This is a genomic window from Streptomyces sp. NPDC016677 (assembly GCF_055562815.1).
In genome coordinates this window covers 589,733-612,654 of the sequence record NZ_JBVHEO010000003.1, presented here as the reverse complement: position 1 = coordinate 612,654, position 22,922 = coordinate 589,733, and the positions used below count along the sequence as shown (strand labels likewise).

Here is a 22,922-nt window from a genome sequence, read left to right as displayed (position 1 = left end):
GCTCAGGCCTCGAAGAGGTCCTTGACGCGGGCCTGGTCCTCCGGCCCCCAGTCGAAGGTGCCGCCGTGGGTGGTCTCGGGCCGCCGGTGCCGCAGGGCCATCGGCAGCACCCGCAGCACGTGCCCGGGACCGACCCGGTCGGCGCCTTCCAGGGCGGCGAGGGCGCGGGCCGCCAGCGTGGCGACGATCTCCCCGCGCTGTCCCACGGCCTCCGTCCGGTCCGCCGCCTCCCCGCACAGCCACAACACGTCGTCCGGCACGGCGACGTCCGCCACCCGGCGCCGGGCGGCGGCCAGCCGGTCGCGGAGGGCGGCGTCGTCCCGCCGGGCGGCGGCGAGCCACTCGGAGTCGGGCCGCGCCAGCTCCTCCTCGAAGTCCAGCACGGTGCGGATCAGCCGGTAGCGGTCGCTCGCGTCCAGCTGCCCGGCGGTGACCATCATCCCGAAGCGGTCCAGCAACTGCGGCCTGAGGCCGCCCTCTTCGGGGTTCATGGTGCCGACGAGACCGAAGGAGAGGTGCCGGGCGGCGGCGAATCCCTCGCGCTGCACCGACAGCACGCCGGTGGAGACGACGTCCAGGATGATGTCGACGAGGTGGTCGTCGAGCAGGTTGACCTCGTCGATGTAGAGCATGCCCTTGTCCGCCGCGTCCTCCAGCAGCCCGGGCTGCGGACGCGCCTCACCGCGGATGAGGGCGTCCAGGTCCCAGCCGCCGAGGACGCGGTCGTCGGTGGCGTTGATGGGGAGGGTGACCGGCAGCTCGCCGTGGGCCATCAGTGCGAAGGCCCGCACCAGGGTGGACTTGGCGGTACCGCGCGGCCCCGCCATCAGCACCCCGCCGATCCGCGGCAGTACGTGGTTCAGCTCCAGCGCCAGCTTCAGTTCGTCCTGGCCCACGACCCGGGAGTACGGCAGGATGCGCACGCCCGGCGGGACGCCGGTCACGACGCGGCCCCGTCCGGGGTGGTACGCCAGCGCAGGGTGATCTGGAGCTGTGCCTCGGCCCCGCTCTTGACGAGGGCGGCGACCCCGGCGTCGACCTTGATGGCGAGCTGCAGCTCGATCTCGTCCGGCCGCAGCGCCTCCTCCAGCTCCCCGAAGCGCCGTACGGCCTGGGCGGCGCACCGGCGGGCGAGGTCGAGCCCGTCGGTGTAGACGTCCCGGGCGACCCGGACGACGCGCTGCCCGGCGCCGTCCCGGGTCTCCTCGCCGCCGTAGACGAGGTCCAGCCCGTCGGCGGACGGGCCGGGCTCCACTTCCACCTCGACCGGAATGGGCCCGTCCGTGCCCGCCGGAACGGGCCCCACCAAGATCACCACACGTCCCCCTGATGCAACTCACGTGTGTTGCCTGCGTGTTGAGTGACCCGGTTCATTCCCCGGTGCGCCGGGGGTTATGCGCACCGGCCGGGCGTTCGGATGACGATCAGGTGTGCTGCGGTTCGAAGTCCCAGTACGGCCGGTTGCGGGAGCGGGCCGAGACGGTGTGGGAGTGCTTGCTGCCCAGGGTGGCGTCGAGGTCGGAGAGGACCTCCTGCTCGACCTTCTCCGCCTGCCGGCGGTCCCGCAGCCCCCGCAGGTCCGCCGCGTGGGCGACCCTGGTCGACAGCGTGAGCGGATGCGTGCGCCCGAGCCACTCGGTGGCCCGCGCCACCGTCTGCCGGCTCAGTTCGGCCGCGCCCTCGACGTCGCCCATGAGGTTGCGCAGCGCGGAGGCGTTCAGGGCGCACCCCAGGGTCCAGGGGTGACGCTCGCCCACGGCCTCGGTCATCTCCGCCAGCGCCTGCTCGATGAGGGCGTGGCTGTGCTCCCGTTCGCCCACGTTGCGCAGGATCAGCGCCTGGTTGGCGCGGGCGCCGGCGATGAACGGATGCCCTTCGGCGTGCATCACCTCGTACCGGGCGACGACGGCCTCGCTCAGTTCGCGGGCCTGGTCGATGTCGCCGTGCTCGCGGGCGTAACAGCTCTGGCCGGTGGCGAAGATCAGCGTCAGCGGATGGGTCTCGCCGAGCACCCGCTCGCCCCGTTCCAGGACACTGGCGAACAGCGCGCCGGGCTCCTGGGGGCCCTCGCCGCGGTCCCGCCTGCGGTCGCGGTCGCCCATGCGGTACCGGCACATGGCGAGGTTGTACTCGGCCCTGAGGGTCTGCTGGTTGTCCCGGCCGAGCACGGTCCGCGCCTCGTGGACGTTCTTGCTCTGGATGGACTCCGCCTCGCCGTAGCGGCCGAGCAGCCGCAGGTCGTTGGCGTACTGGATCTCTGAGTTGAGTGTGAACGTGTGCTGGGCGCGCAGGAACTGCCGACGTGCCTCCATCGTCTGCTTGTCGACGTCCAGGGCCTCCCGGTACCAGCCGAGCAGCCGCAGCGACACGGCCAGGTTGTTCTGCGCGTTGAGGGTGCGCGAGTCCTGTTCGCCGAGCAGTTCGCGGTAGGTGGCCAGCACCCACTGGGACATCTCCAGCGCCTCGTCGTAGCGGGCGAGGCCGCGCAGGTCGGCGGCGAGGCCGGAGGCGGCGCGCAGGTACTCCAGGTCCTGTTCCCCGCGCTCTTCGCGCAGGTGGTCGACGGCGGCGCGGCTGAGCGACTCGCTGCGCATGTAGTCGCCACTGCCGCGCAGCAGGTTGGTGTAGTGGTACGCCAGTTCCCAGATCCGCGGGTGCGTCTCGCCGAGCAGGGGGCGCCAGGCCTTCATGGCGCGCTCCGCGAGCTTGACGCCGGAGCGGTACTCGCCGGAGAAGTACATGTAGCGCAGGCAGTTGAAGACCAGGCGCTGCACCTGCGGGTCACGGCTCTTGAGGACGTCGGCGTGCTTGAGGTGCGGGGCGATCTCGGCGTAGCCGGGCCACAGGTCGGGGTCGGTGGGCCGGCGCGGGTCGGCGGCGGCGAGGGCCCGGCGGACGACGTCGACGAACTCCTCGCGGTCCGCCTCCGGCATGTCGTTGTTGACGATCTGGTGCACCATGCGGTGCAGGTACAGCGACTCGCCCGAGGACGCCGACTCGTCGCCGGACATCTCGTGGGACTCCAGGCGCACCACGGAGTACGTACGCAGCTGGTTGATGGCCCGGTTCCACAGCAGGGGGTCGTTGAAGAGCCGGACGAGCTGCTCGGGCAGTTCGTCGCCGGGGGTCTCGCGCAGCATCCGTACGGGGATGAAGCCGGGGGCGAAGAAGGTGCACAGCCGCAGCAGGTCGACGGATTCCGGGACGGTGTCACGGAGCTTGTTCAGCAGTATCGACCAGGCGGTCTGGAAGGCGAGCGGGAAGTCCGCGGACACCTTGACCACATGGCCGTCGACGCCGTCCTCCAGCATGCCGATGTACCGCTCCACGGACATGTCGGAGTCGTTGAGCCAGCCGGCCGTCTGGTCGAGGAGCAGCGGCAGGTCCTCCAGCGCCTCCGCCAGCTTGTGCGCCTCCGGCTCGGTCAGCCGCGGGGCGCGGCGCCGGATGAAGGCGACCGACTCGTCACGGGCGTAGACCGGCACTTCCAGGAGGCGGCTGTTGTGCTCGCTCCACTCCGGGTTGCGGGAGGTGATGATGACGTGACCGGGGCCGCTGGGCACCATGTCCCAGATCTGGTCCGGTTCGTCCGCGCCGTCCAGGATCAGCAGCCAGCGCGCGTAGGGATCGCCGCGGCGCAGGGAGTCGCGGACGGCGCGCAGCCGCTCGCCGTATTCCTGCCCCGTCTGCAGGCCCAGTTTGGGCGCCAGCTCGGCGAGTTGGCGCCGGTAGGTGACCCGGCTCTCCGCGTTGACCCACCAGACCACGTCGTACTCGGAGCCGAACCGGTGCGCGTACTCGGCCGCCAGCTGGGTCTTGCCGACGCCGGACATGCCGAAGAACGTGACGACGCCGGCGCCGGGTTCGGCGTTCTGGAGCTGGGTGTACGCCTCGTTGAAGAGGGGTTCGCGGCCGGTGAAGCGGGTGTTGCGGCGCGGTACGGAGCCCCAGACGTCCGGCATCGAGGCGGGGAAGCGCGGTCCCCGGCGCACCGTGGCGGCCGGCTCGGGCAGCGGCTCGGACGGCAGGTCGAGCCGGTCCAGCAGGCGCCGTTCGGCCTCCTCGGCGCCCATGTTGGTCAGGCCCACCGGTCCGAGCACCGCCGCGGCCGACGGGATGGTGGCCGTGGTGACGGAGACGGCGGCGAAGCGGGACGGGTCGGGGGCGACGACCTCGCGCAGCGCCTCGTTCCACTCCTCGTGGGAGCGCGGGCCCAGCTGGAAGTACCACTCACTGACGACGATGAGAATACGGCCCTCGGCCAGCTTCAGGTCGTGCAGCAGGTCCACCAGGGGGACGTCGGCAGGGGACTCCCAGCGCAGGTACACCACCCGCAGCCCGCGCCGCTCCAGCCGGTCTCCGATCCAGGCCGCCCAGGCCCGGTTGAAGCCGGCGAAGTGGATGGTGACGGTCTGTTTCGCGGCCCCCCTCTCGGTCGGCCCGACCGGCTTACGAGCTCCAGACATGCAGCGGCCTCCAGCGCGCGTGATACCACAGAATCCTAGGACCTCGGCGCGTCGTACGTAAGGTCATGCGTGAGTCCTACGCGGGTCCGCCGGCTCGACGGGGACGTGCCTCGGTCAGACGATCTTTCCGCACCCGGGCGGCGCGCGCAGGCATCCTCACTCATTCGGCCGTGGGAGTGCGGAAGCGCGGCGCTGGATCCACAGGGCGCGCGCCGATTTCACATACGCCTGCGCGCGGGCCGTGTGGTCCCGGGGCGCGGGATGGTCGGCCATGCGCTGGTAGGTGGCGGCCATCTCGTCGACGAAGCGGCGGCCGGGCACGGTGAGGTCGGGCGAGCCGACGAGGGCGGGCAGCGCGGCGCCGACCTGGGCGTGGTACCGGGCGTGCTGGGCCCAGGCCCAGTCGCGCTCTGGGGGGCGGGTGAGCAGGGCCCGGCGCTGGTAGTAGGAGGCCATCGCGAGGTGGGAGTAGGTGCCCTGGAGCAGGCCGTCGTAGGGGCGGGGGTCGGGCCGCCAGGGGGCGAAGTAGCGGGCCTCGGGGCCGGCCCGGTGCAGGGTCACCAGGTCGGTCAGGGCGGCGAGTTTGGCGTGCTGGAGTTCGTGGACGAGGGTCGCGGCGAAGGTCACCGGGTCGGGGGGCGTACTGCTGAGCAGGGCGCCGAACGCCTCGCGGCGGGTGGCGCTGCAACTGCCCCGGCCGGTGCCGATCTCGGGCGGCGTCTCCAGCGGGACCAGGCAGCGCAGCAGCGCCGCGGCCTCGGTGAGGCGGTGGGCGCCGCCCGAGCGCAGGGCGACGGCCGTGCCGTTCCAGGCCTGGAGCCACCGTTTGCGTTCCGCGTCGTCGAGGGTGGCCGCGCCGCTGAGGCTGCCCCGGTGGGTGCTGTAGGGCGGCTCGCGGTACGGGTCGAGGTCGTCGAGGGGCATGGGCGGGGCGGACGGGAGCAGTCCGGGGAGCGCGTGCGCCGGCGTCCACGCGGGGGCGCCCGACCAGGCACCGGTGCCGTTCTCCAGGTGGACGCGGACGTCGGGCGCGTCGGGCTGGCGGATGGTCAGGGCGCCGTCCCGGTGGGTGACGTCGACCGGTACGTCGCCGGAGGCAGCCGTGTGCAGGGCGCCGAGGGAGGGGAGGGTGAGGACGCCGGCGCGGGCGGTCAGCCGGGTGGCGAAGGGCAGGCCCGCCTCGGCGGCGGCCACGGCGGCGACCGCGCTGAAGTGGGCGAGGTCGCGCCGCAGGGCCCGGGCCTCGGCCGGGGTCCCGCGCCCCGCGTCCAGGCCGCGCAGGCAGGACCGCGCCCAGGGGCCGGTGAGGGGGTGGAACAGCCGGGCGCGGGCGGGGGTGAGGGAGCGCTCCGCCCCGGCCCCCCGCACCGAGTCCGCCGCGTCGGCCGCGTCGGCGTCCGCCAGCATCGCCCAGTCCTCCCGCAACCGTGCCTTCCGCCCCGCGTCGCACACCGCCGGGTCGGCCGCCTCGGCCGCGTCGAGCACGGCGCGCAGCATCAGCAGCCGCCGGGTGTCCTGGTCGCGCACGAGGAGGTCGAGGGCGTCGGGGCCGCCCTCGGTACGGGCGAGTTCGGCCAGGATCTGGTCCGGGACCGTCGGGAACATCACGGGGCGCTCCCTTCGCGCGGGGACGGTGAGGACGAGGGGGACGACGGGGACGGTGAACACCCTGGGGACGATGGGGACGATGAACACCCTGAGGACGACGGGGACGATGAGAACGCTGAGGACGGCGGGAACGGCGAGGACGGCGGGACCGGTGAGGACGGCGGCGACGTCGGGGACACCGCATCCGGTGCGGCCGCCGCCGCTCCCGCCAGCCGCCCGGCCACGTGCCGGATGAAGCGCTGGAGGTCGGCGCAGTACACGGACGGGTTCCGGAAGCCGTGCCCGGCCCGGTAGCGGTGGGCGTAGTGGCCGCCGCCGCACACGCGCAGCAGCGGACACGCCCGGCACTGCCCGGCGAGGGCGGCCGCGCCCGCCTGCCGGGCGGCCACGCCCGGGTGCCGCAGGGCCTCGTCGAAGGCGTGGCGGAAGACGTCGAGGCCGGTCTCGGCGGCGCCCGGGTAGGCCGACTTCAGGGAGTCGACCTGCTCGATCGACCCGTCGGTCTCCACCACGACCGCGTCGAACGGCGCGAGGCCCAGCGCCTCACCGGCCGCCGGCAGGCCCAGCAGCAGCGCCACGCACTCCTCGAAGAGCCGCACCCGCGTCTCGCGCCGGCCCGCCGCCCACCAGCGGTCGAAGACGGCGCACAGCCAGTCGCCGTAGCGGACGCCGGTCTGTCCGGGTGGGCGGGCCGACCAGTTGCCGTGCGGCAGCAGCAGGTCCAGGGCGGGCGGACGCAGGGTGAGCAGCGACTCGTACGTCTCGACCGGGTCCAGCTCCGGGTCGACGACGGTCAGGACACCCGCGTACGACGCCGGGAACCGGTCGGCGACCAGCCGGGCGCCCCGGACCGCCGCCGGCCAGGACGGGCGCCCCGCGTGGTCGACGCGCCGCCGGTTGTGTGCGGCGGTGCCGCCGTCGAGGCTGATGCCGACACGGACGCCGGCGTCGGTCAGTACGCGCAAACGGTCCTCGGTCAGGAGCGTGCCGTTGGTCTGCACGACGGCGTGCACGGCGCACCCGGCGGGCACGCGCTCGCGCACCCGGCCGGTGAACCGGGCGAGGGCGCCGGCGCCCGCCAGCAGGGGCTCGCCGCCGTGCAGGACCAGGGCGAGGTCGTCGAGGTCGTGCGCGCGGGCGTGCTCGGCGATGCGGTCGGCGGTGCGCTCCAGGACGTCGGCGGAGGCGGCGGCGGGGCGGTCGCGCCAGCCGCTGTCGGGGCCTTCGTACAGGTAGCAGTAGGTGCAGGCGAGGTTGCAGCGGCCGTGCGTCTTGACGATGAACTGCCGGAAGGGAATGGGCTCTTCGGACACTCCTGCACCCACCCCCGCCATGCCGTACGCCCCCGCGCCACGGCGCTTGCCGTATGAAACGAACTGCCCGGCGCGGCACCCGGCCGAAACCCGGAGTGGCCGAAGTTGGCCTGATCGAAACGGGATGTCAGAACGAGCCGTCGGAAGCAGATGTCAGAACGAGTTGTCGAACCCCCACATCATGTCGCTCGGCTCCGCCGCCCGCTCCCGCAGTTCGCGGAGCACTTCCCGCAGCACCGGGTGGTCGATCGAACCCAGCTTCGCGAGCCCCAGTGCCAGCAGGTCCGGCAGCGGCTCCCCGGCGCCGGACTCGTACGCTGCGCCCATGTCCCCGTTCCTCTCCCTCGGTCCCCTGTGTCCCCTCGGTGCACCCGGCCGGTGAACCGCCCGGTGCCTCATTCCAGTTCGGCCAGCCGCTGCGCGGTCTGCTGCGCCGTCGGTTCGCCCGTGCCCAGCCGGTCCTGCGGCAGCCGGGCCCACTGGGCGCGGGCCGCCCGGTAGGCGTCCCGGGCCGCCCGGGGACGCGCCGCCGCTTCGAAGGACATACCCCGCCAGTGGTGTGCCTGCGCGGCGAGTTCCACGGCCTCCTGGCGCCGGCGCTCCGTTTCGGCCTCCCGCTCCGCCTGCCCGGCGGACTCGGCGGCGGCCCGGAAGACGTCGGCGGCCACGTCCAGCCGGGTGGCCCGGCCCAGATTCTGGTACGCCTCGAACTGGGCCTCCCCCAGTTCCAGCCGGCAGCGCGCCGCCAGCAGCGGGTCGTCCGCGTCGGCCGCCGCCAGCCCGAGGAGGTGCTCGGCCTCCCGCAGGTCCACCCGGTCGCCGCGCACCTGGTACCGGTGCATGAGCGCCCGCCCGAGCAGCAGCAGCCGGTGGGCCGCGAGCGGGCTGCCCGCCGGGGTCTCCATCCGGCAGTCGCGCAGCACCCGGATCGCCCGGGACAGCCGTTCCCGGGACCGCGCGCCGCTCTCCAGGGCCGCCAGCCTGAGCAGTACCTCGCCCCACTCGGCGAGCACGTCGGCGTGCTGGGGCGCGTCCCGGGGCATCCACTGCGCGGCCTGCCCGAACCAGTCCGCGGCCCGCCGCAGTTCGGCCGGTTCCCCGGAGTCGGCGTAGCGCGCCTCGGCGATCCGCCCCGCCCGCACCAGCAGCGCGGCCCGCTGCCCCTGCTCCCGTACGACACCCAGGGCCTCGTCGACGCGGGCCCGCGCCACGTCGAGCGGCCCGCCCGCCCGCAGCAGCGCGTCCACCAGGTCGGTCAGGGTCCGCACCCGGGCCCGGACGGCCTCGGTGGTGGTGGCGCCGTCGGCGGGGGCGCCGGACTCCAGCGCCCGGCCCAGCGAGTGCGCCGCCTGCTGCGCGTAGAGCCGGCTCTGCGGCGGGTCGGCCGTCACCTCCGCCAGCCGCAGCAGTACCCGGCCGTGGGCGAGCGGGAGTTCGGCCGGCCGGCCGTGCCGGTCGGGCCAGGCGTCGGCGAACGCCTCCAGCATGCCGACGGCGCCCTGGAGCAGCGCGCTGTCGCGGCCGAGGCGCCACTGGGCCTCCAGGGCGCCGACCCGCTCCAGGGTGAGTTCCAGCGCCTCCCGCTCGTCCAGGCCGGGGGCGGCGCAGGCCACGGCGTACTCGCGGTCGGCGCGGCGCAGCAGCTCCTGGGCGCCGGGCCGGTCGCCGCGCTGCCGGGCGTCGGTGGCGGCGGCGTGCAGCACGCGCGCGAGGACGGCGCGTTCGCGCAGGGCGTGCGGGTGCGCGGCGGCGCGTTCGGCGGCCTGTTCGGCCTCGCTCAGCAGGGCGTCGCCGCCCTGCACCTCCCACAGGCGCAGCGCGCAGTGCGCGTACTGCGCCCACAGCGCGGGGTCGGTGCCGGCCGGGCCCTGGTGTTCGGTGGCGCCGCGCAGCAGCTGCACCGCGTCGATGAGGTCCTGCACCATGCCCTCGTCGTCGAACCGGGCGAGCAGGTCGCGGGCCCGGGTGACGGCCTGGTGCGGGGGCCGGTCGGCGGGCGGCGCCGCCGCGCGTCCGGGGTAGGAGGAGCGGCCGTCGTACAGGGCGAACTGCTCGGGCAGCGGCATGAACCGCTCCAGGACCCGGGCGGCGATCTCCGCGAAGGGCTGCGGAACCCGGTCGGCCTCGCCACCGTCTCCGTTGTCGCCGTTCTCGGCGTCCCCGGTGACGTAGCGGACGCCGCGGCCCTGGGTACGCCCCGTACCCGTACCACCGGCACCACTGCCACCACTGCCACCGCTGCCACTGCTGCCGCCACCGTCGCCGAGCTGGGCCAGGGCGAGGGCGGGGAAGTTGGGGCCGCCCTTGCCGAAGCGCTGCTCGATGTACTCCGAGCAGTGCTTGAGCACGAGCATGGCCTCGTCGCGGCCGAGGCGGGACAGCAGGGCCTCGCGCACGTCCGGTTCGATCTCGTACCACTGGACGCCGTCCGTGCCGTACTCCGGGCCGGCCCGGGTGACCAGGCCGCTGACCAGCACCTCGGCCAGCTCGGACGGGCCGGAGCCGGGCAGCATGGTGCGCTGCACCAGATGCATCACCGGCAGGCACAGCGGCGCCGCCGCGAGGTAGACGGCGAGCCGCCCGGCGGCCGGGGAGGCGACGGAGGTGAACCGGCTGACCCGCTGGTACGGCGTCCGCTGCCGGTCCGCGCGCGGCGCCGGGGCGGGCGGCTGGGCGGCCCGTACCCAGCCCACGGCGCCCGGCACCGGAGCGGTGCCGGCCCCGGACAGCAGCCGGGCCCAGGCGCCGAGGGCGACCGGCTCGGGCGGCAGCACGGGCACGGGCAGCGCGCCCTTGCGGGCCGCGGCGGGCCGTCCGCCGGGGACGCGTACGCGCAAGGAGGCGGCGCCGCTGAGGGTGTCGCCGCGGGACAGCTCGCCGAAGGTGACGGGCAGCCGGGTGCGGTTCCACATGCGCTGCGGCAGCGGCTGGAGGACGGCGACGGGGCCCTGCCGGGAGAGGTGGTGGAGCAGCCGGTGGGCGTGGCCGCTGTGCCAGAGCGGGCCCGCGCAGTCGCTGACGAACAGGACGATCCGGCGTCCGGTCGGGTCGCTGAGCCGGTCCGCGGAGTGCAGCGGCGCGCTGTGCGGGTCCGGGCTGCGGCTGACCGCGGCGCCGCCGTCCGGGCTCTGGTGCAGATGGCTGACCTCGATGTCCGAGAAGGCGCCCAACTGGCCGAGGATCTGCTCCAGTTCGTCGAACAGCCGGTCCCACACCCGCATCGAGGAGGAGGCGTCGAGGACGAGATGAAGCCGGGCGTCGCGCCGGGTCACGGAACGGTGGACGGGCAGGATCAGCCCGCCGGCCTGGGCGCTCCGCTCGGCCGTGGCGACCTCGTCCAGCTCGGTGCGCCGGGGCGGGGCGGGGCTGCGGTAGCCCTGCAACGGGCGCAGGGCGCGCTGGAGTTCGAGCGGGGAGGGCAGGACGGGCGCGGCGGGTACGCCCACCGGCAGCGCGCGGGCCCGCCCGGGGCCGCCCGACGCCCCGGCGCGCGGCACCGGGTAGAGGGCCACGCGCCGGTCGGCCGGGTCGGCGGGGGGCGGTTCCTCGGGCACGGCGGACCGGGCCCCGTCGTCCGGCCGCGGGGCCGGAGGCCGGTCGCGCGGCGGGGCCGGCGGTGGTTTCGGCCGGCCGGACCGCGGGTCCGGTGCGTCCGCGGCGTCGGCGGGGCGGGCCCAGCCGGCCAGCCACAGGGCGTCGCGGAGCTGCTCGGCGTCCGGGTCGAGGCCGATCTCCCGCAGCCGGCGGACGAGTTCGGCGAGGGGATCGGCGTCGGGCGGGCCGGGGTGCCCGGGACCGTGTCGTGCCGCTGCGTCGGGCATCGCACGTCACCTCGGGCGGTCGAGCCGCTGGATGAGCAGGTCGGCGAGCCGGTCGCGGCTGGGCGCGGCCGCGGCGCCGGTGAGGTAGATGGCGTTCAGCAACTGGTCCGCCGCCAGCAGTTCGCTGCGGGACCGCTCCAGGAACCGGGCGATCAGGTCGTCGCCCGCGCGCGCCGCCTCGTCGCCCAGGTGGGCCCGTACGAAGGTGGCGAGCCGCCGGTGGTCGGGGCGGCCCAGCTCCAGGTGGATGCAGCGGCGCATCAGGGGCGGCGGGAAGTCCCGCTCGCCGTTGCTGGTCAGCACCACGAAGGGGAAGGCGCGGCAGCGCACCCGGCCGTCGCGCACCCGTACCTTCACGCCGTCCGCGGTGAGCACCTCGGCCTCGCCGTCGGGGAGCCGGTCGGCGATGCGCTCCAGCTCGGGGATGGCGAACTCGCCCTCCTCCAGCACGTTCAGCAGGTCGTTGGGCAGGTCGATGTCGCTCTTGTCCAGCTCGTCGATGAGCAGCACGCGCGGGGTGTCGGACGGCAGCAGCGCGGTGCCGAGCGGGCCGAGCCGGATGTAGCTGCCGATGCCCTCCACGGCGCCCGGCGCCCCGGCCGCGGAACCGAAGCCGCCCTGCGCGGCGATCTGCACGTCCTGGAGGCGGGCGATGGCGTCGTAGTGGTAGAGCCCGTCCTGAAGGCTGGACCGGCTCACGATGGACCAGCGCAGCACATTGCCCAGGCCCAGTTCGTACGCCACCGAGTGCGCCAGCGTGCTCTTGCCGGCGCCGGGGCTGCCGGTGACCAGCAGGGGGCGGCGCAGATACAGCGCCGCGTTGATCATCTCCAGCTCCTCGGCGCCCGGCCGGTGCAGCTCCGCCATGTGCCGGTGGGCGCCGAGCCTGCGGTCCTCGGAACCGTCGCCCGCGCCGGCCGCCCCGTCCCGGCCGGCGAAGTCGCGCCAGGGCGGCGGGGCGGGGAGCCGCTCGATGCCGTCATGGGGCTCGCCGGCGCCCCGGTAGATGAGCCACTCACTGGATTCGGTCATGATCCGGTCCTCGTCGTCACTCGTCCACAGGGGCAGCCGCTCGAACGCCCCTCACGGTATCGATGCCCAAGGGGCCTGGTAAGGAGGCAGACGGACTCGGGGGCGGGCCAAGGCGCGGACAGGGGCGCGGACGGGGGCGCGCTCCGGAGGCAGGCGCGTTCAAGGAGCCTCCAGCAGGTCGCCCGCGCCCGGCAGGGGCTGGTGCGGATCGTCGTACAGCAGGGCTATCCCGGCGGCCCAGAAGGTCTCGGTCTGGCCGACGCGCAGCTTGCGGCGCAGGTCGTGCACGACCTCCGGCAGCTGGTGCGCGCTCGGCGGGCCGGCGATCTCGTCGAACGTACCGCGGTGGAACTCCCCGCAGACCGCCTCCGGCAGACTGCGCCGGTGGCGCCACAGGGCGACGCCGAAACCGCCGCCCACGATCCGGGCGAGCGCCGCGGCGTCGTCGTCGTAGCGGTCGTCGCCGTAGCGGCACAGCACGGGCACCGTGCCGTACGGCAGTCCGCGCAGCTCGTCCAGGCGGGGCACGGGCTTGCGCAGTCCCTCGTCACAGTCGAGGACCTCGACCGAGGCCCGGTGCGTGTGCAGCCAGCGCCAGCGGGCCCGGCGCTCCTGGTCGGGGTCGGGCGGCCCGGCCGCGCCGTCGTCCCCGTACGCGTGGCCGTCCGCGCCCGCACCCTCGTACCCGTACCGGAACCCGTACTCGTACCCGTGCTCGTCCTCGTCCTCGGCCAGGGCGTCGTCCTCGGCGAGCCGGCCGCGGTCGGAGCAGCGCAGCACGACCGGGCGCAGCGCACCCACCGGCTGCGCGTCCGGGCCCAGCCGCCATTCGTCGGCCGCCAGCCGGCCGAGCAGGGAGTACGGCAGGGCGACCTGGAGGACGGCGGGCCCGCCCGGCTCGTCGCAGTGCCGGAACGCCTCGGTGAGCGGGGCCGTCAGCCGCTCGGCGAGCCGCGCCAGCGGGGCCTGCACGCCGTCGCCGAGGCGGCGCGCCTCGGCGTCGGGCGAGAGGACGGACACCGACCAGTCGCAGTGGTCCGGCTCCCAGTGCCGCTGCTCCAGTTCGACGAGTACGGCCGGCCGCGCCACCGCCGGACGCCCGTGGGCCGTGCCGGGCCCGCCCCGCCGTACCCGGGGCCCGCGCCGCCGCAGTCCGCGGGACCGCCGGACGTCCAGTTCCTGGCGCTGGTGGGCGCCGAGCCGCTGCACGGCCTGCCACACCCAGTGCCGCAGGGCCTCCTCGGCGGCCGGTGTGCTGGGCGCGACATAGGGCCGCTCGGCGACCATGGCCTCCACCGCGTAGCCGAGGACGAGGGCGAGCGCGCCGTCGTCGCGGACGCTCTCGTACAGGGCGCCCAGACCGTCCCGCCAGCCGCGCGGCGCGGGCAGCAGCAGGGGCGCCTGGAAGCCCGGCAGGTCGTCGAGGATGTCGAGCAGGGAGTGGGTGCTGACCGGCGGCGGCAGGTCGGCGAGCCGGCCGAGCAACTGCACCCGCTCGTCCGGGCTGAGCGTGCGGCCGGGCCGGGCGCCGAGCTGGCGCTGCACGTCCGCCCAGGTCTGGCGGCGCGCGTCCGGATGGCGCTGCCGGTCCCGGTGGTAGCGGTCGTGCGCCTGGAACACCGCCTGGTACAGGTCGTCGTGCTCGGCCGTCAGGGGTTCGGCGGGCACCGGCAGCGTCCGCAGTTGTTCCAGCCCGATGGACGTGCCCCCGCGCGCGTGGTGCGCCTGGGACTTCACCAGGCCGATGACCTCGCCCCGCTCCGGGTCGATCACGGGGCCGCCCGAGACGCCGTGCGGCAGGTCGTTCTCCCCGAGGCGCAGCTGCACGTCCGAGGCCCAGCCGCCGATGGTGCCCTGGACGGTGAGGGGGCCGTAGAGCAGCTGGAGCCGGCCGTCCAGCTCCGTCCAGCCCGCGTAGAGGACCTTGCCGTCGGCGTAGTAGGCCGGCGGGCGTTCGGAGACGTACACGCACTCGTGGTCGACCGGCGCGCTCAGCCGGATCAGCGCGAGGTCCGGGGCCGGCCAGTTGCCGGCCGGGGGCGCGGGACCGTCCGGCAGCATCACCACCACGTGGCCGGTGACGGCGGACATGCCGCGTCCCGGCGCCGGCTGGTAGACCACCGCGACCTCGCCCCCCTCCCCCTCGCATGCCACGTGCGCGCAGGTCAGAACCCAGTTGGGGGCGACGAAGAAGCCACTCCCGAGGAACGACGCGGGTTCGTCGAGGGCATACCCGGCCCCCGCCCGATGAATGCGCACGGTGGCGGCCATGACGAGGCCACTGAGCGCACGCCGGGCGGCATCGAGGGCGCTCGACGCGCCTGGGGCGTGCCCGCTCGTCATGCCCCGCCCCCGGCCGTGGGGCTCCCGGCACCGTCGTGCCCCGCAGCGCCGGGGGACGCGCCGTCGCGCACGCCGCCGCCCGTGCCGGACGATGTCCCCCCGGTCCCCCCGGTCCCTCCGGCTCCCCCGGCTCCCCCGGCGTCCGCCGTACCGTCGCCGGGCGCGTACGGCACCGCCGTTCCGCTGTTCCAGGTGAGGGTGACCGTGATGCCGGCCTTGGCCTCGCCGTCGGCGAGCAGGCCGACGACCTTGCCGGCCTTGGCGGTCAGCTCGATGCCGAACTGCACGCTGACCTCGTCGGGCCGCACCGCGCGCAGCGGCTCCGCCAGCGACCGCGCCACCCCGGTCACCAGGGAGTGCAGGCTCTCCACGCTCGCCTCGACCCGCTCGGTGAACCCGGTGTCGCTGTACGCCAGCCCGCCCGGCCGCCCGGACAGCTCCTCCCCGCCCGAGATCCGGGCCCAGACCGGCGTCCCGTCCGGTAACGCGATCCGTGCGACTCTCGTCACTTCCCGTCCCATGGAAGTCCCCCGTTCCCCCGCGTCCCCCTGAAGCCGGTCGCCCTGCCGAGGCTAACCGCCGGGTTCCGCCGGCGCGAGGGCTTCGGCCGCCCCACGGGGCGCGCCCCTCCCTGCGCCTATCCTTTTTCCTGTCCTCTTCCGTCTTTCCCGACCGGTTCAGCACCGGGCGGAAAGACCTCACCTCTATTTCCCGCAGGAACAGGGTCCTTCCCGCACGGGACGCTCCCAACCCCTGCGCCGACCGACGGAGCACCATCCATGTACTTCACCGACCGCGGCATCGAGGAGCTGGAGAAGCGGCGCGGCGAGGAGGAGATCACCTTCGAGTGGCTCGCCGAGCAGCTGCGGACGTTCGTCGACCTCAACCCGGACTTCGAGGTCCCGGTGGAACGCCTGGCCACCTGGCTGGCCCGGCTGGACGACGACGAGGACGAGGAGTAGAGGAGCCCCGAGCCCGCGGAGACGTGCGCAGACGCGCGGGAACGTGCGGAGACGTGCGTGCGGGGACGTACGGCGCCACCACCCGGAAGAGCGTGTTGACTTTCCCTTCGCGCGATATATCGTGAATACGAGAAGACGCGATATGGCGCGTCGTCAGGAGGTCCGCACCATGCCCGAGTGGTCCGTCACACAACCGCGCAGGCTCACGTTCGACACCCCCGTGAGCGAGCTCCACGTACGCGTCGTCGACGGCACGGTGAACGTCGTCGGCACGGAGGAGGGCCCCGCCCGGCTGGAGGTCTCCGCGATAGAGGGCGCCCCGCTGATCGTGGACCAGGAGGGCGGCACCCTCACGGTGGCCTACGAGGACCTGCCCTGGAAGGGCTTCCTGAAGTGGCTCGACCGCAGGGGCCGGCGCCGCAGCGCGGTGGTCTCCCTGGCCGTCCCCGCGCACACGCGCGTGGAGGTCGGCGTGGTCGGCGCCACGGCCGTGCTCTCCGGCCTCGACGGCCACGCGGAGATCCGGGGCGTCACCGGCGACACCACCCTGGTCGGCCTCGCGGGCCCGGTACAGGCCGACACGGTCTCCGGCAGCGTGGAGGCCCAGGCCCTCACCGGAGACCTGCGCTTCCAGTCGGTCTCCGGCGACCTGACCGTCGTGGAGGCCGGCTCCTCGGTCCGGGCGGATTCGGTGAACGGTTCGATGATCGTCGACTGCGACCCGGCGAGCCGTCCCACCGACATCAGCCTGACCAACGTCTCGGGCGAGATCGCCATCCGCCTGCCCCAGCCCGCCGACGCGGAGGTGGAGGCCAACACGGCGAGCGGCGCGGTCTCCAGCGCCTTCGAGGACCTCAAGGTCACCGGCCAGTGGGGCGCCAAGCGGATCACCGGACGCCTGGGCGCGGGCACCGGCCGCCTCAAGGCGACCACGGTCACGGGCTCGATCGCGCTGCTGCGCCGCCCACCGGCGGAAGCGGAGCACCCCCCGGCGGACGCGACGGCGAACTCCCCGGCCGGCCCGCCGGCCGACGGCCCGACGACCGACAAGAAGGTGCTCTGACATGCCCCCCGTCTTCGCCCACGGCCGCCTCCGCCTCTACCTCCTGAAGCTGCTCGACGAGGCCCCCCGCCACGGCTACGAGGTCATCCGCCTCCTCGAAGAACGCTTCCAGGGCCTGTACGCCCCCTCGGCCGGCACGGTCTACCCGCGCCTGGCCAAGCTGGAGGCCGAGGGCCTGGTCACCCACACCACCGAGGGCGGCCGCAAGGTGTACTCGATCACCGACGCCGGCCGCGCCGAACTGGCCGACCGCAGCGCCGAACTGGCCGATCTGGAACTGGAGATCCGGGAGTCGGTCGCCGAACTGGCCGCCGAGATCCAGGCCGACGTACGGGGCGCGGCGGGCGACCTGCGCCGCGAGATGCGCGCGGCGGCCTCCGCGGCCCGCCGGGGCGCCGGAACCGCCTCCGCCGACCACGAGACCGCCGAGGCGTGGCGCACCGCCAAGGAGGAGATGCGCCGCGTCAAGCAGGAGTGGAAGGAACAGGCCCGCCGCGCCAAGGACGAGAGCCGCCGGGCCCGCGACGAGGCCCAGCGGGCCCGCCGCCAGGCGAAGGAGGCCCAGGAGTGGGCCCGGACCCAGGCCCAGGAGGAGGTCCAGCGCATCGCCCGCCGCGTCCAGGAGCAGGTACAGGACCACTTCGTCCGGGGCGACTGGCCGACGGGCCTGCGCGAGGGCCTGAGCGAACTGGCCAAGGAGGTGGGGGACTTCGGCAAGGACTGGCCGTTCACCCGCACCGCCCCCTCACCCCCCTCCTCGCCCGGCCCGGAGCAGAAGCACCCGGAGCAGGCGCAGCCGAAGCAGGCGCACCCGGAGTACTCGTCCACCCCGGAGGACTTCCCCGCCGCCTACGAACCCTCCTGGGCCCACGAAACGGCCACCGACTCCACCGGCGACCCGGCCCGCGACCTGGACCGTCTGCTGGACCGCTTCCGGGACGACATCCGCGACGCGGCCCGGGACCACGGCATCACCACGGACCAGCTCCGCGACGCCCGCCGCCACCTCTCGACAGCCGCGGCCCACATCGGCGCCCTGCTCCGCGCCCCGCAACCCTGACCCCGGGCCCCGCACGGAAAGGGGAGGCCCCTCACCCCGCCCGCGCCTCCCCTTCCCCCGCTCCGTCCCCCAGCACGCGGACCAGCGCTTCTTGGGTCACTCCGTGGTCGGCGAGCACCTCGGCGGACACACCGGGCCGCAGGACCAGGGCGAGCAGAATGTGCTCATCCCCGATGTGCCGGTCCCGCCGCGCGACAGCCACCCGCAGCGCCTTCTCCAGCACCTCCTTGGCGTCCTTCCCGAACCGCCCCCGTCCGGACCACCGGCCACCGCCCCTGCCGCGCCGGTCACCGGACATCGCCCCGGCACCGTGCGCCTCCTCCACCCGGGCGACGATCTCCGTGACGTCGATCCCGAGCCCGGCCAGCGCGTCGGTCTCGGCCTGCGACAGCCCGGCACGCCGGCGCGCCTCCCCCAGCGCCCGCCGTACCGACTCCTTGCGCTCGCCGTTCACCCCGAGCGCACCCAGCGCGAACGAGGCACGGCTCCCCTCGCGCTCCAGCAGCGCCAGTACGAGATGCTCGGCCCCCACGTCCCCCGACGCGCACTCGACCGCCCCCCGCACCACGGCCCGGGCGTCCTTCGTGAACCGTTCGAACATCATCGCCTCCCGTACTTCTTGTGAACGGCCTGCCTGCTCACTCCCAACTCGGTGGCGATCTCCTGCCACGACCACCCCTGCTCGCGCGCACCGCGCACCTGCACGGCCTCCAACTGCTCCAGCAGCCTGCGCAGCGCGGCGACGGCACGCAGCCCGACCCGCGGATCACGATCCCCCGCACGCGCGGCAAGATCCGTTGCCTCACTCATGATGTCAACCTAGATTGACACCCGACCTCCGTCAACCCCGATTGACACCGCACGCCGAAAAAGGCGGGCCCGGCAGCTCACCCGCTCCGAACCCGCCACCGACCGAACAGACGTCACCCACGCCCCAACACGATCTTCCCGAAGAGCTCTCCCGACTCCATCCGGGCGAACCCCTCACGCGCCCGTTCCAGAGGCAGCACCTCGTCGATCACGGGACGCACCCCGGTGGCCGCGCAGAACGCCAGCAGATCCTCCAGCTCGTCCTTGGTCCCCATCGTGGACCCCACGACCTTCAGCTCCAGGAAGAAGATCCGCGTCAACTCGGCGTGCGAGGGCCGGTCACCACTGGTGGCGCCGGAAATGACCAGCGTCCCACCGGGCCGCAAGGACTTGACCGAGTGCGACCAGGTGGCGGCCCCCACCGTCTCGATCACGGCGTCGACCCGCTGCGGCAGCCGCGCCCCCGGCTCGACGGCCTCCACGGCCCCCAGTTCCACCGCCCGCTTCCGCTTGGCCTCGTCCCGGCTGGTCGCGAACACCCGCAGCCCGGCCGCCTTCCCCAGCACGATCGCAGCCGTGGCGACACCGCCCCCGGCCCCCTGCACCAGCACCGAATCCCCGGGCCGCACCCCTGCGTTCGTGAACAGCATCCGGTACGCCGTCAGCCAGGCCGTCGGCAGACAGGCCGCCTCCGCGAACGACAGCTCCTTGGGCTTGGGCAGCAGATTCCAGGTCGGTACGGCGACCCTTTCCGCGAAGGTCCCCTGATAGCGCTCGGTCAGAATGGACCGGGGCTCCTTCACCCCGACCCCGTACCCGCTCTGGCCGATGACGGAATGCAGCACGACCTCGTTGCCGTCCTCGTCGACCCCGGCGGCATCGCACCCCAGGATCATCGGCAGCCGGTCCTCCGCGAGACCGACGCCCCGCAGGGACCACAAGTCGTGATGGTTGAGTGAGGCGGCCCTGACATCGACGACACTCCAGCCGGGCCGGGCCTCGGGAGCGGGACGCTCTCCCAACTCCAGACCATTCAGCGGCTGATCACGGTCGATCCGGGCGGCGTAGACAGCGAACATGCCCCCGACGATAGATTCCCCACCCGCCCACGAGAACCGACCGCACCTGTGACACGCGTCCTCTTGCCACGCGGAACGCACCCGCGCCCGCGCCCGCAGTCGCGTACGGCGGTGAGGGGACGGGGTGGGGGTGTCCGCCCGCAGCGGTTGGCGCGTCAACCCGCCGCACCCCCGTAAGTGACCGATTCCGCGCCGTTCCGAGGACGGACACCCCCCACCCCGGCCCCGACCCGCACACCGCACCCTGGGCGCTGCGCGCACCCCCACCGAACCCGCACAGGCGCCGCAGGCATATCGACCCCACCCACAACCCGCACCCACAACCCTCCCCCGGCCCACACACAAAACGGCCCCGCCCACCCAGGACGGGACCGTTCGAGAAGCCACCCGTCAGCGACGCGCGACCCCCTCCGCCCGAGCGGCCGCGGCCACCGCCGCCGTCACCGCCGGCGCGACCCGCTCGTCGAACGGCGACGGAATCACATACTCCGCCGAGAGATCGTCGCCCACGACCGAGGCCAGCGCCTCAGCCGCCGCCAGCTTCATCCCCTCGGTGATCCGGGACGCCCGCACCTGCAACGCCCCCGCGAAGATCCCGGGGAACGCCAGCACGTTGTTGATCTGGTTCGGGAAGTCCGACCGCCCGGTGGCGACGACCGCCGCGTACTTGTGCGCGACCTCGGGATGCACCTCCGGGTTCGGGTTCGCCATGGCGAACACGAACGCCCCCGGAGCCATCGACGCCACCGCGGCCTCCGGCACCGTCCCGCCGGAAACCCCGATGAAGACGTCCGCGCCTTCCAGCGCCGCCTCCAGCGACCCGCTCCGCCCGGCCTTGTTCGTGAACTCGGCCAGCTCCCGCTTCACCGGCGTCAGATCGTCCCGGTCCGCCGACACGACCCCCTTCCGGTCCGCCACGGCGACGTCCCCGATGCCGGCCTCGACCAGCATCTTCGCGATGGCGACACCCGCCGCCCCGGCGCCCGAGATCACCGCGCGCAGCTCACCCAGCGACCGCCCGCTCAGCCGCGCCGCGTTCCGCAGCGCCGCCAGCGTCACGACCGCCGTACCGTGCTGGTCGTCGTGGAAGACCGGGATGTCCAGCCGCTCCTGCAGCTTCCGCTCGATCTCGAAGCACCGCGGCGCCGAGATGTCCTCCAGGTTGACCCCGCCGAACGACGGCGCGAGCCGCACCACCGTCTCGACGATCTCGTCCGCGTCCGTGCAGTCCAGCGCGATCGGCACCGCGTCCACGCCGCCGAACTGCTTGAACAGGATCGCCTTTCCTTCCATCACCGGAAGAGAGGCCTGCGGCCCGATGTCCCCGAGCCCGAGCACGGCCGTACCGTCCGTCACGACCGCCACGACGGACGACTTCCACGTGTAGTCGTCGACCAGCTCCGGCTGCTCGGCGATCGCGCTGCACACTTTCGCGACGCCGGGCGTGTACGCCAGGGACAGGTCGTCCTTGTCCCGGACCGGCACGGTGGCCCGCACGGCCATCTTGCCGCCGCGGTGCAACGCGAACGCGGGATCGAGGTCGAGGGAGTCGAGAGAGGATCCGTCGACGCTGTCACTGTCGACACTGTCGCTGCGAGGATTGACGATCTCCGCTGCCACTTCGTAGTACCCCTTAAGAGTTCATGGTGTGAGGGTGTGTCCGCTCCTGGTGAGGAGTGGGCGGGACCGCGCAAGGCCCAGGTCATTGATGCGTACGGGCCTGTACGCGACGGGCGCGCCGCACACGCGCCCTGAGCCCCGGATGAGGGGTGTAAAGAACCTTCTTACCGGACGGACGCCCCCCGAGACGAGTCCAATAGGCGCAAGCTCACACCCCGGCCCGCGCGAGCCCCGGGGCACCGCGCGACGAACACGGCCAGTCATATGCCCGTGACATGACCCACACCGCCACTTCCGGCCAACACCCCGACAACTCTTGACACCACCCCGGAACCACTCGTGACACCACCCCGGAGAAGCCGCACCCCGCCCCACCCCGCCCCGCTCAACCGAAGATCTTGCGGCCGGAAGCAACAATTCCCGCAAACGTTCGGTCGCGATTGACCGACCTGCTCCGCTTCGCGACACCACCCGTTATCCGATTTTGACATCGCAGGTCCCCTGAACAGCTCCGTCCGAATGGCAAGATGCCGTAATCGCACGAGGTCGCGGCACTCGAAGACGTGTGCCCACGCCGGCCTCCGTGCGCTGCCGTCGACGACCGCCGCACGCACCCCGTCGACCGTCGACCCACGGCGCCCGCCGGCCCCTCCGTCGGACGCCCCGCCCGATCGGCTGCTCCACTCATCCGCCGGAGGAAACCCACATGACCGCACGCTCCACCCGTCGCACGACCGCCGTGTCCTCCCGCACCGCCGCGGTCGGCGCCATCGCGGTCGCGGGCGCACTGCTGCTCACCGGCTGCGGCGACCAGACCAAGGACAACGGCTCCGACGAGACCAAGTCGTCGAGCAGCGCCCCGCTGGCCGACAAGCTCCCCCAGGCCATCCGCGACAAGGGCGTGATCAAGGTCGGTTCCGACATCGCCTACGCGCCGGTGGAGTTCAAGGACGACTCCGGCAAGACGGTCGGTATCGACCCGGACCTCGCGGAGGCGATGGGCAAGCAGCTCGGCGTGACGTTCGAGTTCGAGAACGCCACCTTCGACACGCTCATCGGCGGCCTCGCCGCCAAGCGCTACGACATCGCCATGTCGGCCATGACCGACACCAAGGAGCGCCAGGAGGGCATCGACGCCGACACCGGCAAGAAGGTCGGCACGGGCGTCGACTTCGTCGACTACTTCACCGCGGGCGTCTCCCTCTACACCAACAAGGGCGACGACCAGTCCATCAGGACCTGGGACGACCTGTGCGGCAAGACGATGGCCGTGCAGCGCAACACCTTCTCCCACGACCTCGCCAAGGACCAGGCGAAGAAGTGTACGAAGGACGGCAAGAAGGCCCTGAAGATCGAGGACTTCGGCACCAACCCCGAGGCCGAGACCCGGATGCGCTCCAAGGGCGCGGACGTCGTCTCCGCCGACTTCCCGATCGCCGCGTACTCCGTGAAGAACTCCGGCGGCGGCAAGTACTTCGAGCTGGTCGGCGACCAGGTGGAGGCGGGCCCGTACGGCATCGCCGTGGCCAAGGAGAACACCGAACTGCGCGACGCGCTCCAGGCGGCCGTCCAGGCCATCATCGACAACGGCGAGTACAAGAAGATCATCGACAAGTGGGGCGTCGCGGACGGCGCGGTCACCGAGTCCAAGATCAACGGCGGCTCCTGACCCGACACCGTCCGACTCAGCACCGTTTCGACTCAGCACCGTTCGATTCGACACCGTTCGACTCGGCACTGAAAGG

At 73.7% G+C, this 22,922-nt stretch carries 17 protein-coding genes and 1 pseudogene; 4 read left to right on the top strand and 14 right to left on the bottom strand.

The genetic code is table 11. From position 1 onward, the window contains the following. Window positions 1-2 precede the first annotated feature (2 nt). From ACZ3IG_RS12545 to ACZ3IG_RS12500, 10 genes and pseudogenes are all read right to left on the bottom strand, one after another. Window positions 3-944 (bottom strand): AAA family ATPase, encoded by a 942-nt coding sequence (locus ACZ3IG_RS12545; protein ID WP_467431380.1) that lies wholly within the window; start codon window positions 942-944, stop codon window positions 3-5. Further along, complete coding sequence (locus tag ACZ3IG_RS12540; protein WP_467431379.1) at window positions 941-1,318, bottom strand: CU044_2847 family protein; 378 nt, start codon at window positions 1,316-1,318, stop codon at window positions 941-943. The genes ACZ3IG_RS12545 and ACZ3IG_RS12540 overlap by 4 nt, the downstream gene beginning before the upstream one ends. Before the next feature lie 106 nt (window positions 1,319-1,424). After that, window positions 1,425-4,466 carry an FxSxx-COOH system tetratricopeptide repeat protein gene (fxsT, locus tag ACZ3IG_RS12535; protein ID WP_467431376.1) on the bottom strand — a complete coding sequence of 1,014 codons (3,042 nt, stop codon included), beginning with the start codon at window positions 4,464-4,466 and terminating at the stop codon, window positions 1,425-1,427. A 156-nt stretch (window positions 4,467-4,622) separates the two neighbouring features. Then, window positions 4,623-6,071 carry an aKG-HExxH-type peptide beta-hydroxylase gene (locus ACZ3IG_RS12530; RefSeq protein ID WP_467431674.1) on the bottom strand — a complete coding sequence of 483 codons (1,449 nt, stop codon included), beginning with the start codon at window positions 6,069-6,071 and terminating at the stop codon, window positions 4,623-4,625. A 185-nt stretch (window positions 6,072-6,256) separates the two neighbouring features. Continuing rightward, window positions 6,257-7,408, bottom strand: a pseudogene (locus ACZ3IG_RS12525) (FxsB family cyclophane-forming radical SAM/SPASM peptide maturase); the annotation flags it as partial. Window positions 7,409-7,540: 132 nt separating this feature from the next. Next, a complete protein-coding gene (gene fxsA / locus ACZ3IG_RS12520; protein WP_467431375.1) occupies window positions 7,541-7,714 on the bottom strand; it encodes an FxSxx-COOH cyclophane-containing RiPP peptide in 174 nt (57 codons plus the stop codon). Between the two features lie 68 nt (window positions 7,715-7,782). Beyond that, window positions 7,783-11,208 (bottom strand): SAV_2336 N-terminal domain-related protein, encoded by a 3,426-nt coding sequence (locus ACZ3IG_RS12515; protein WP_467431373.1) that lies wholly within the window; start codon window positions 11,206-11,208, stop codon window positions 7,783-7,785. Window positions 11,209-11,214: 6 nt separating this feature from the next. Next, a complete protein-coding gene (locus ACZ3IG_RS12510) occupies window positions 11,215-12,240 on the bottom strand; it encodes an AAA family ATPase (protein ID WP_467431372.1) in 1,026 nt (341 codons plus the stop codon). Between the two features lie 159 nt (window positions 12,241-12,399). Continuing rightward, a complete protein-coding gene (locus ACZ3IG_RS12505; RefSeq protein WP_467431370.1) occupies window positions 12,400-14,583 on the bottom strand; it encodes a VMAP-C domain-containing protein in 2,184 nt (727 codons plus the stop codon). Further along, entirely contained in the window at window positions 14,580-15,092 is a 513-nt protein-coding gene (locus tag ACZ3IG_RS12500) for a CU044_2847 family protein (RefSeq protein WP_467431369.1), read from the bottom strand. Before ACZ3IG_RS12500 ends, ACZ3IG_RS12505 begins: the two co-directional genes overlap by 4 nt. A gap of 270 nt (window positions 15,093-15,362) precedes the next feature. On the opposite strand from ACZ3IG_RS12500, the gene ACZ3IG_RS12495 reads away from it, so the two are divergent. The 3 genes from ACZ3IG_RS12495 (at window position 15,363) to ACZ3IG_RS12485 (ending at window position 17,668) form a co-directional block, all read left to right on the top strand. Further along, a complete protein-coding gene (locus tag ACZ3IG_RS12495) occupies window positions 15,363-15,545 on the top strand; it encodes a DUF6104 family protein (protein ID WP_215171512.1) in 183 nt (60 codons plus the stop codon). Between the two features lie 169 nt (window positions 15,546-15,714). Next, a complete protein-coding gene (locus ACZ3IG_RS12490; protein WP_467431673.1) occupies window positions 15,715-16,608 on the top strand; it encodes a DUF4097 family beta strand repeat-containing protein in 894 nt (297 codons plus the stop codon). Between the two features lies 1 nt (window position 16,609). Next, window positions 16,610-17,668, top strand: a complete 1,059-nt coding sequence (locus ACZ3IG_RS12485; RefSeq protein WP_467431366.1) for a PadR family transcriptional regulator — start codon at window positions 16,610-16,612, stop codon at window positions 17,666-17,668. A gap of 31 nt (window positions 17,669-17,699) precedes the next feature. Here the strand turns inward: ACZ3IG_RS12485 and ACZ3IG_RS12480 are convergent, their stop codons facing one another. The 4 genes from ACZ3IG_RS12480 to ACZ3IG_RS12465 all read right to left on the bottom strand — a co-directional run bounded on the left by ACZ3IG_RS12480 (window position 17,700) and on the right by ACZ3IG_RS12465 (window position 21,177). Further along, window positions 17,700-18,269: a Clp protease N-terminal domain-containing protein gene (locus tag ACZ3IG_RS12480; RefSeq protein ID WP_467431672.1), complete on the bottom strand. Its 570-nt coding sequence runs from the start codon at window positions 18,267-18,269 to the stop codon at window positions 17,700-17,702. Further along, window positions 18,269-18,478, bottom strand: a complete 210-nt coding sequence (locus tag ACZ3IG_RS12475; RefSeq protein WP_442835889.1) for a helix-turn-helix domain-containing protein — start codon at window positions 18,476-18,478, stop codon at window positions 18,269-18,271. The genes ACZ3IG_RS12480 and ACZ3IG_RS12475 overlap by 1 nt, the downstream gene beginning before the upstream one ends. A gap of 113 nt (window positions 18,479-18,591) precedes the next feature. Further along, on the bottom strand, window positions 18,592-19,557 hold the full coding sequence (locus ACZ3IG_RS12470) for a zinc-binding dehydrogenase (protein ID WP_403532372.1): 966 nt from the start codon (window positions 19,555-19,557) through the stop codon (window positions 18,592-18,594). 390 nt (window positions 19,558-19,947) lie between these two features. Continuing rightward, the gene (locus tag ACZ3IG_RS12465) at window positions 19,948-21,177 is read right to left on the bottom strand and encodes an NAD(P)-dependent malic enzyme (protein ID WP_467431363.1); all 1,230 of its coding nucleotides are present in this window, start codon (window positions 21,175-21,177) and stop codon (window positions 19,948-19,950) included. Between the two features lie 706 nt (window positions 21,178-21,883). Between ACZ3IG_RS12465 and ACZ3IG_RS12460 the strand changes: the two genes are divergently transcribed. Further along, the gene (locus tag ACZ3IG_RS12460) at window positions 21,884-22,846 is read left to right on the top strand and encodes an ABC transporter substrate-binding protein (protein ID WP_467431361.1); all 963 of its coding nucleotides are present in this window, start codon (window positions 21,884-21,886) and stop codon (window positions 22,844-22,846) included. Window positions 22,847-22,922 lie beyond the last annotated feature (76 nt).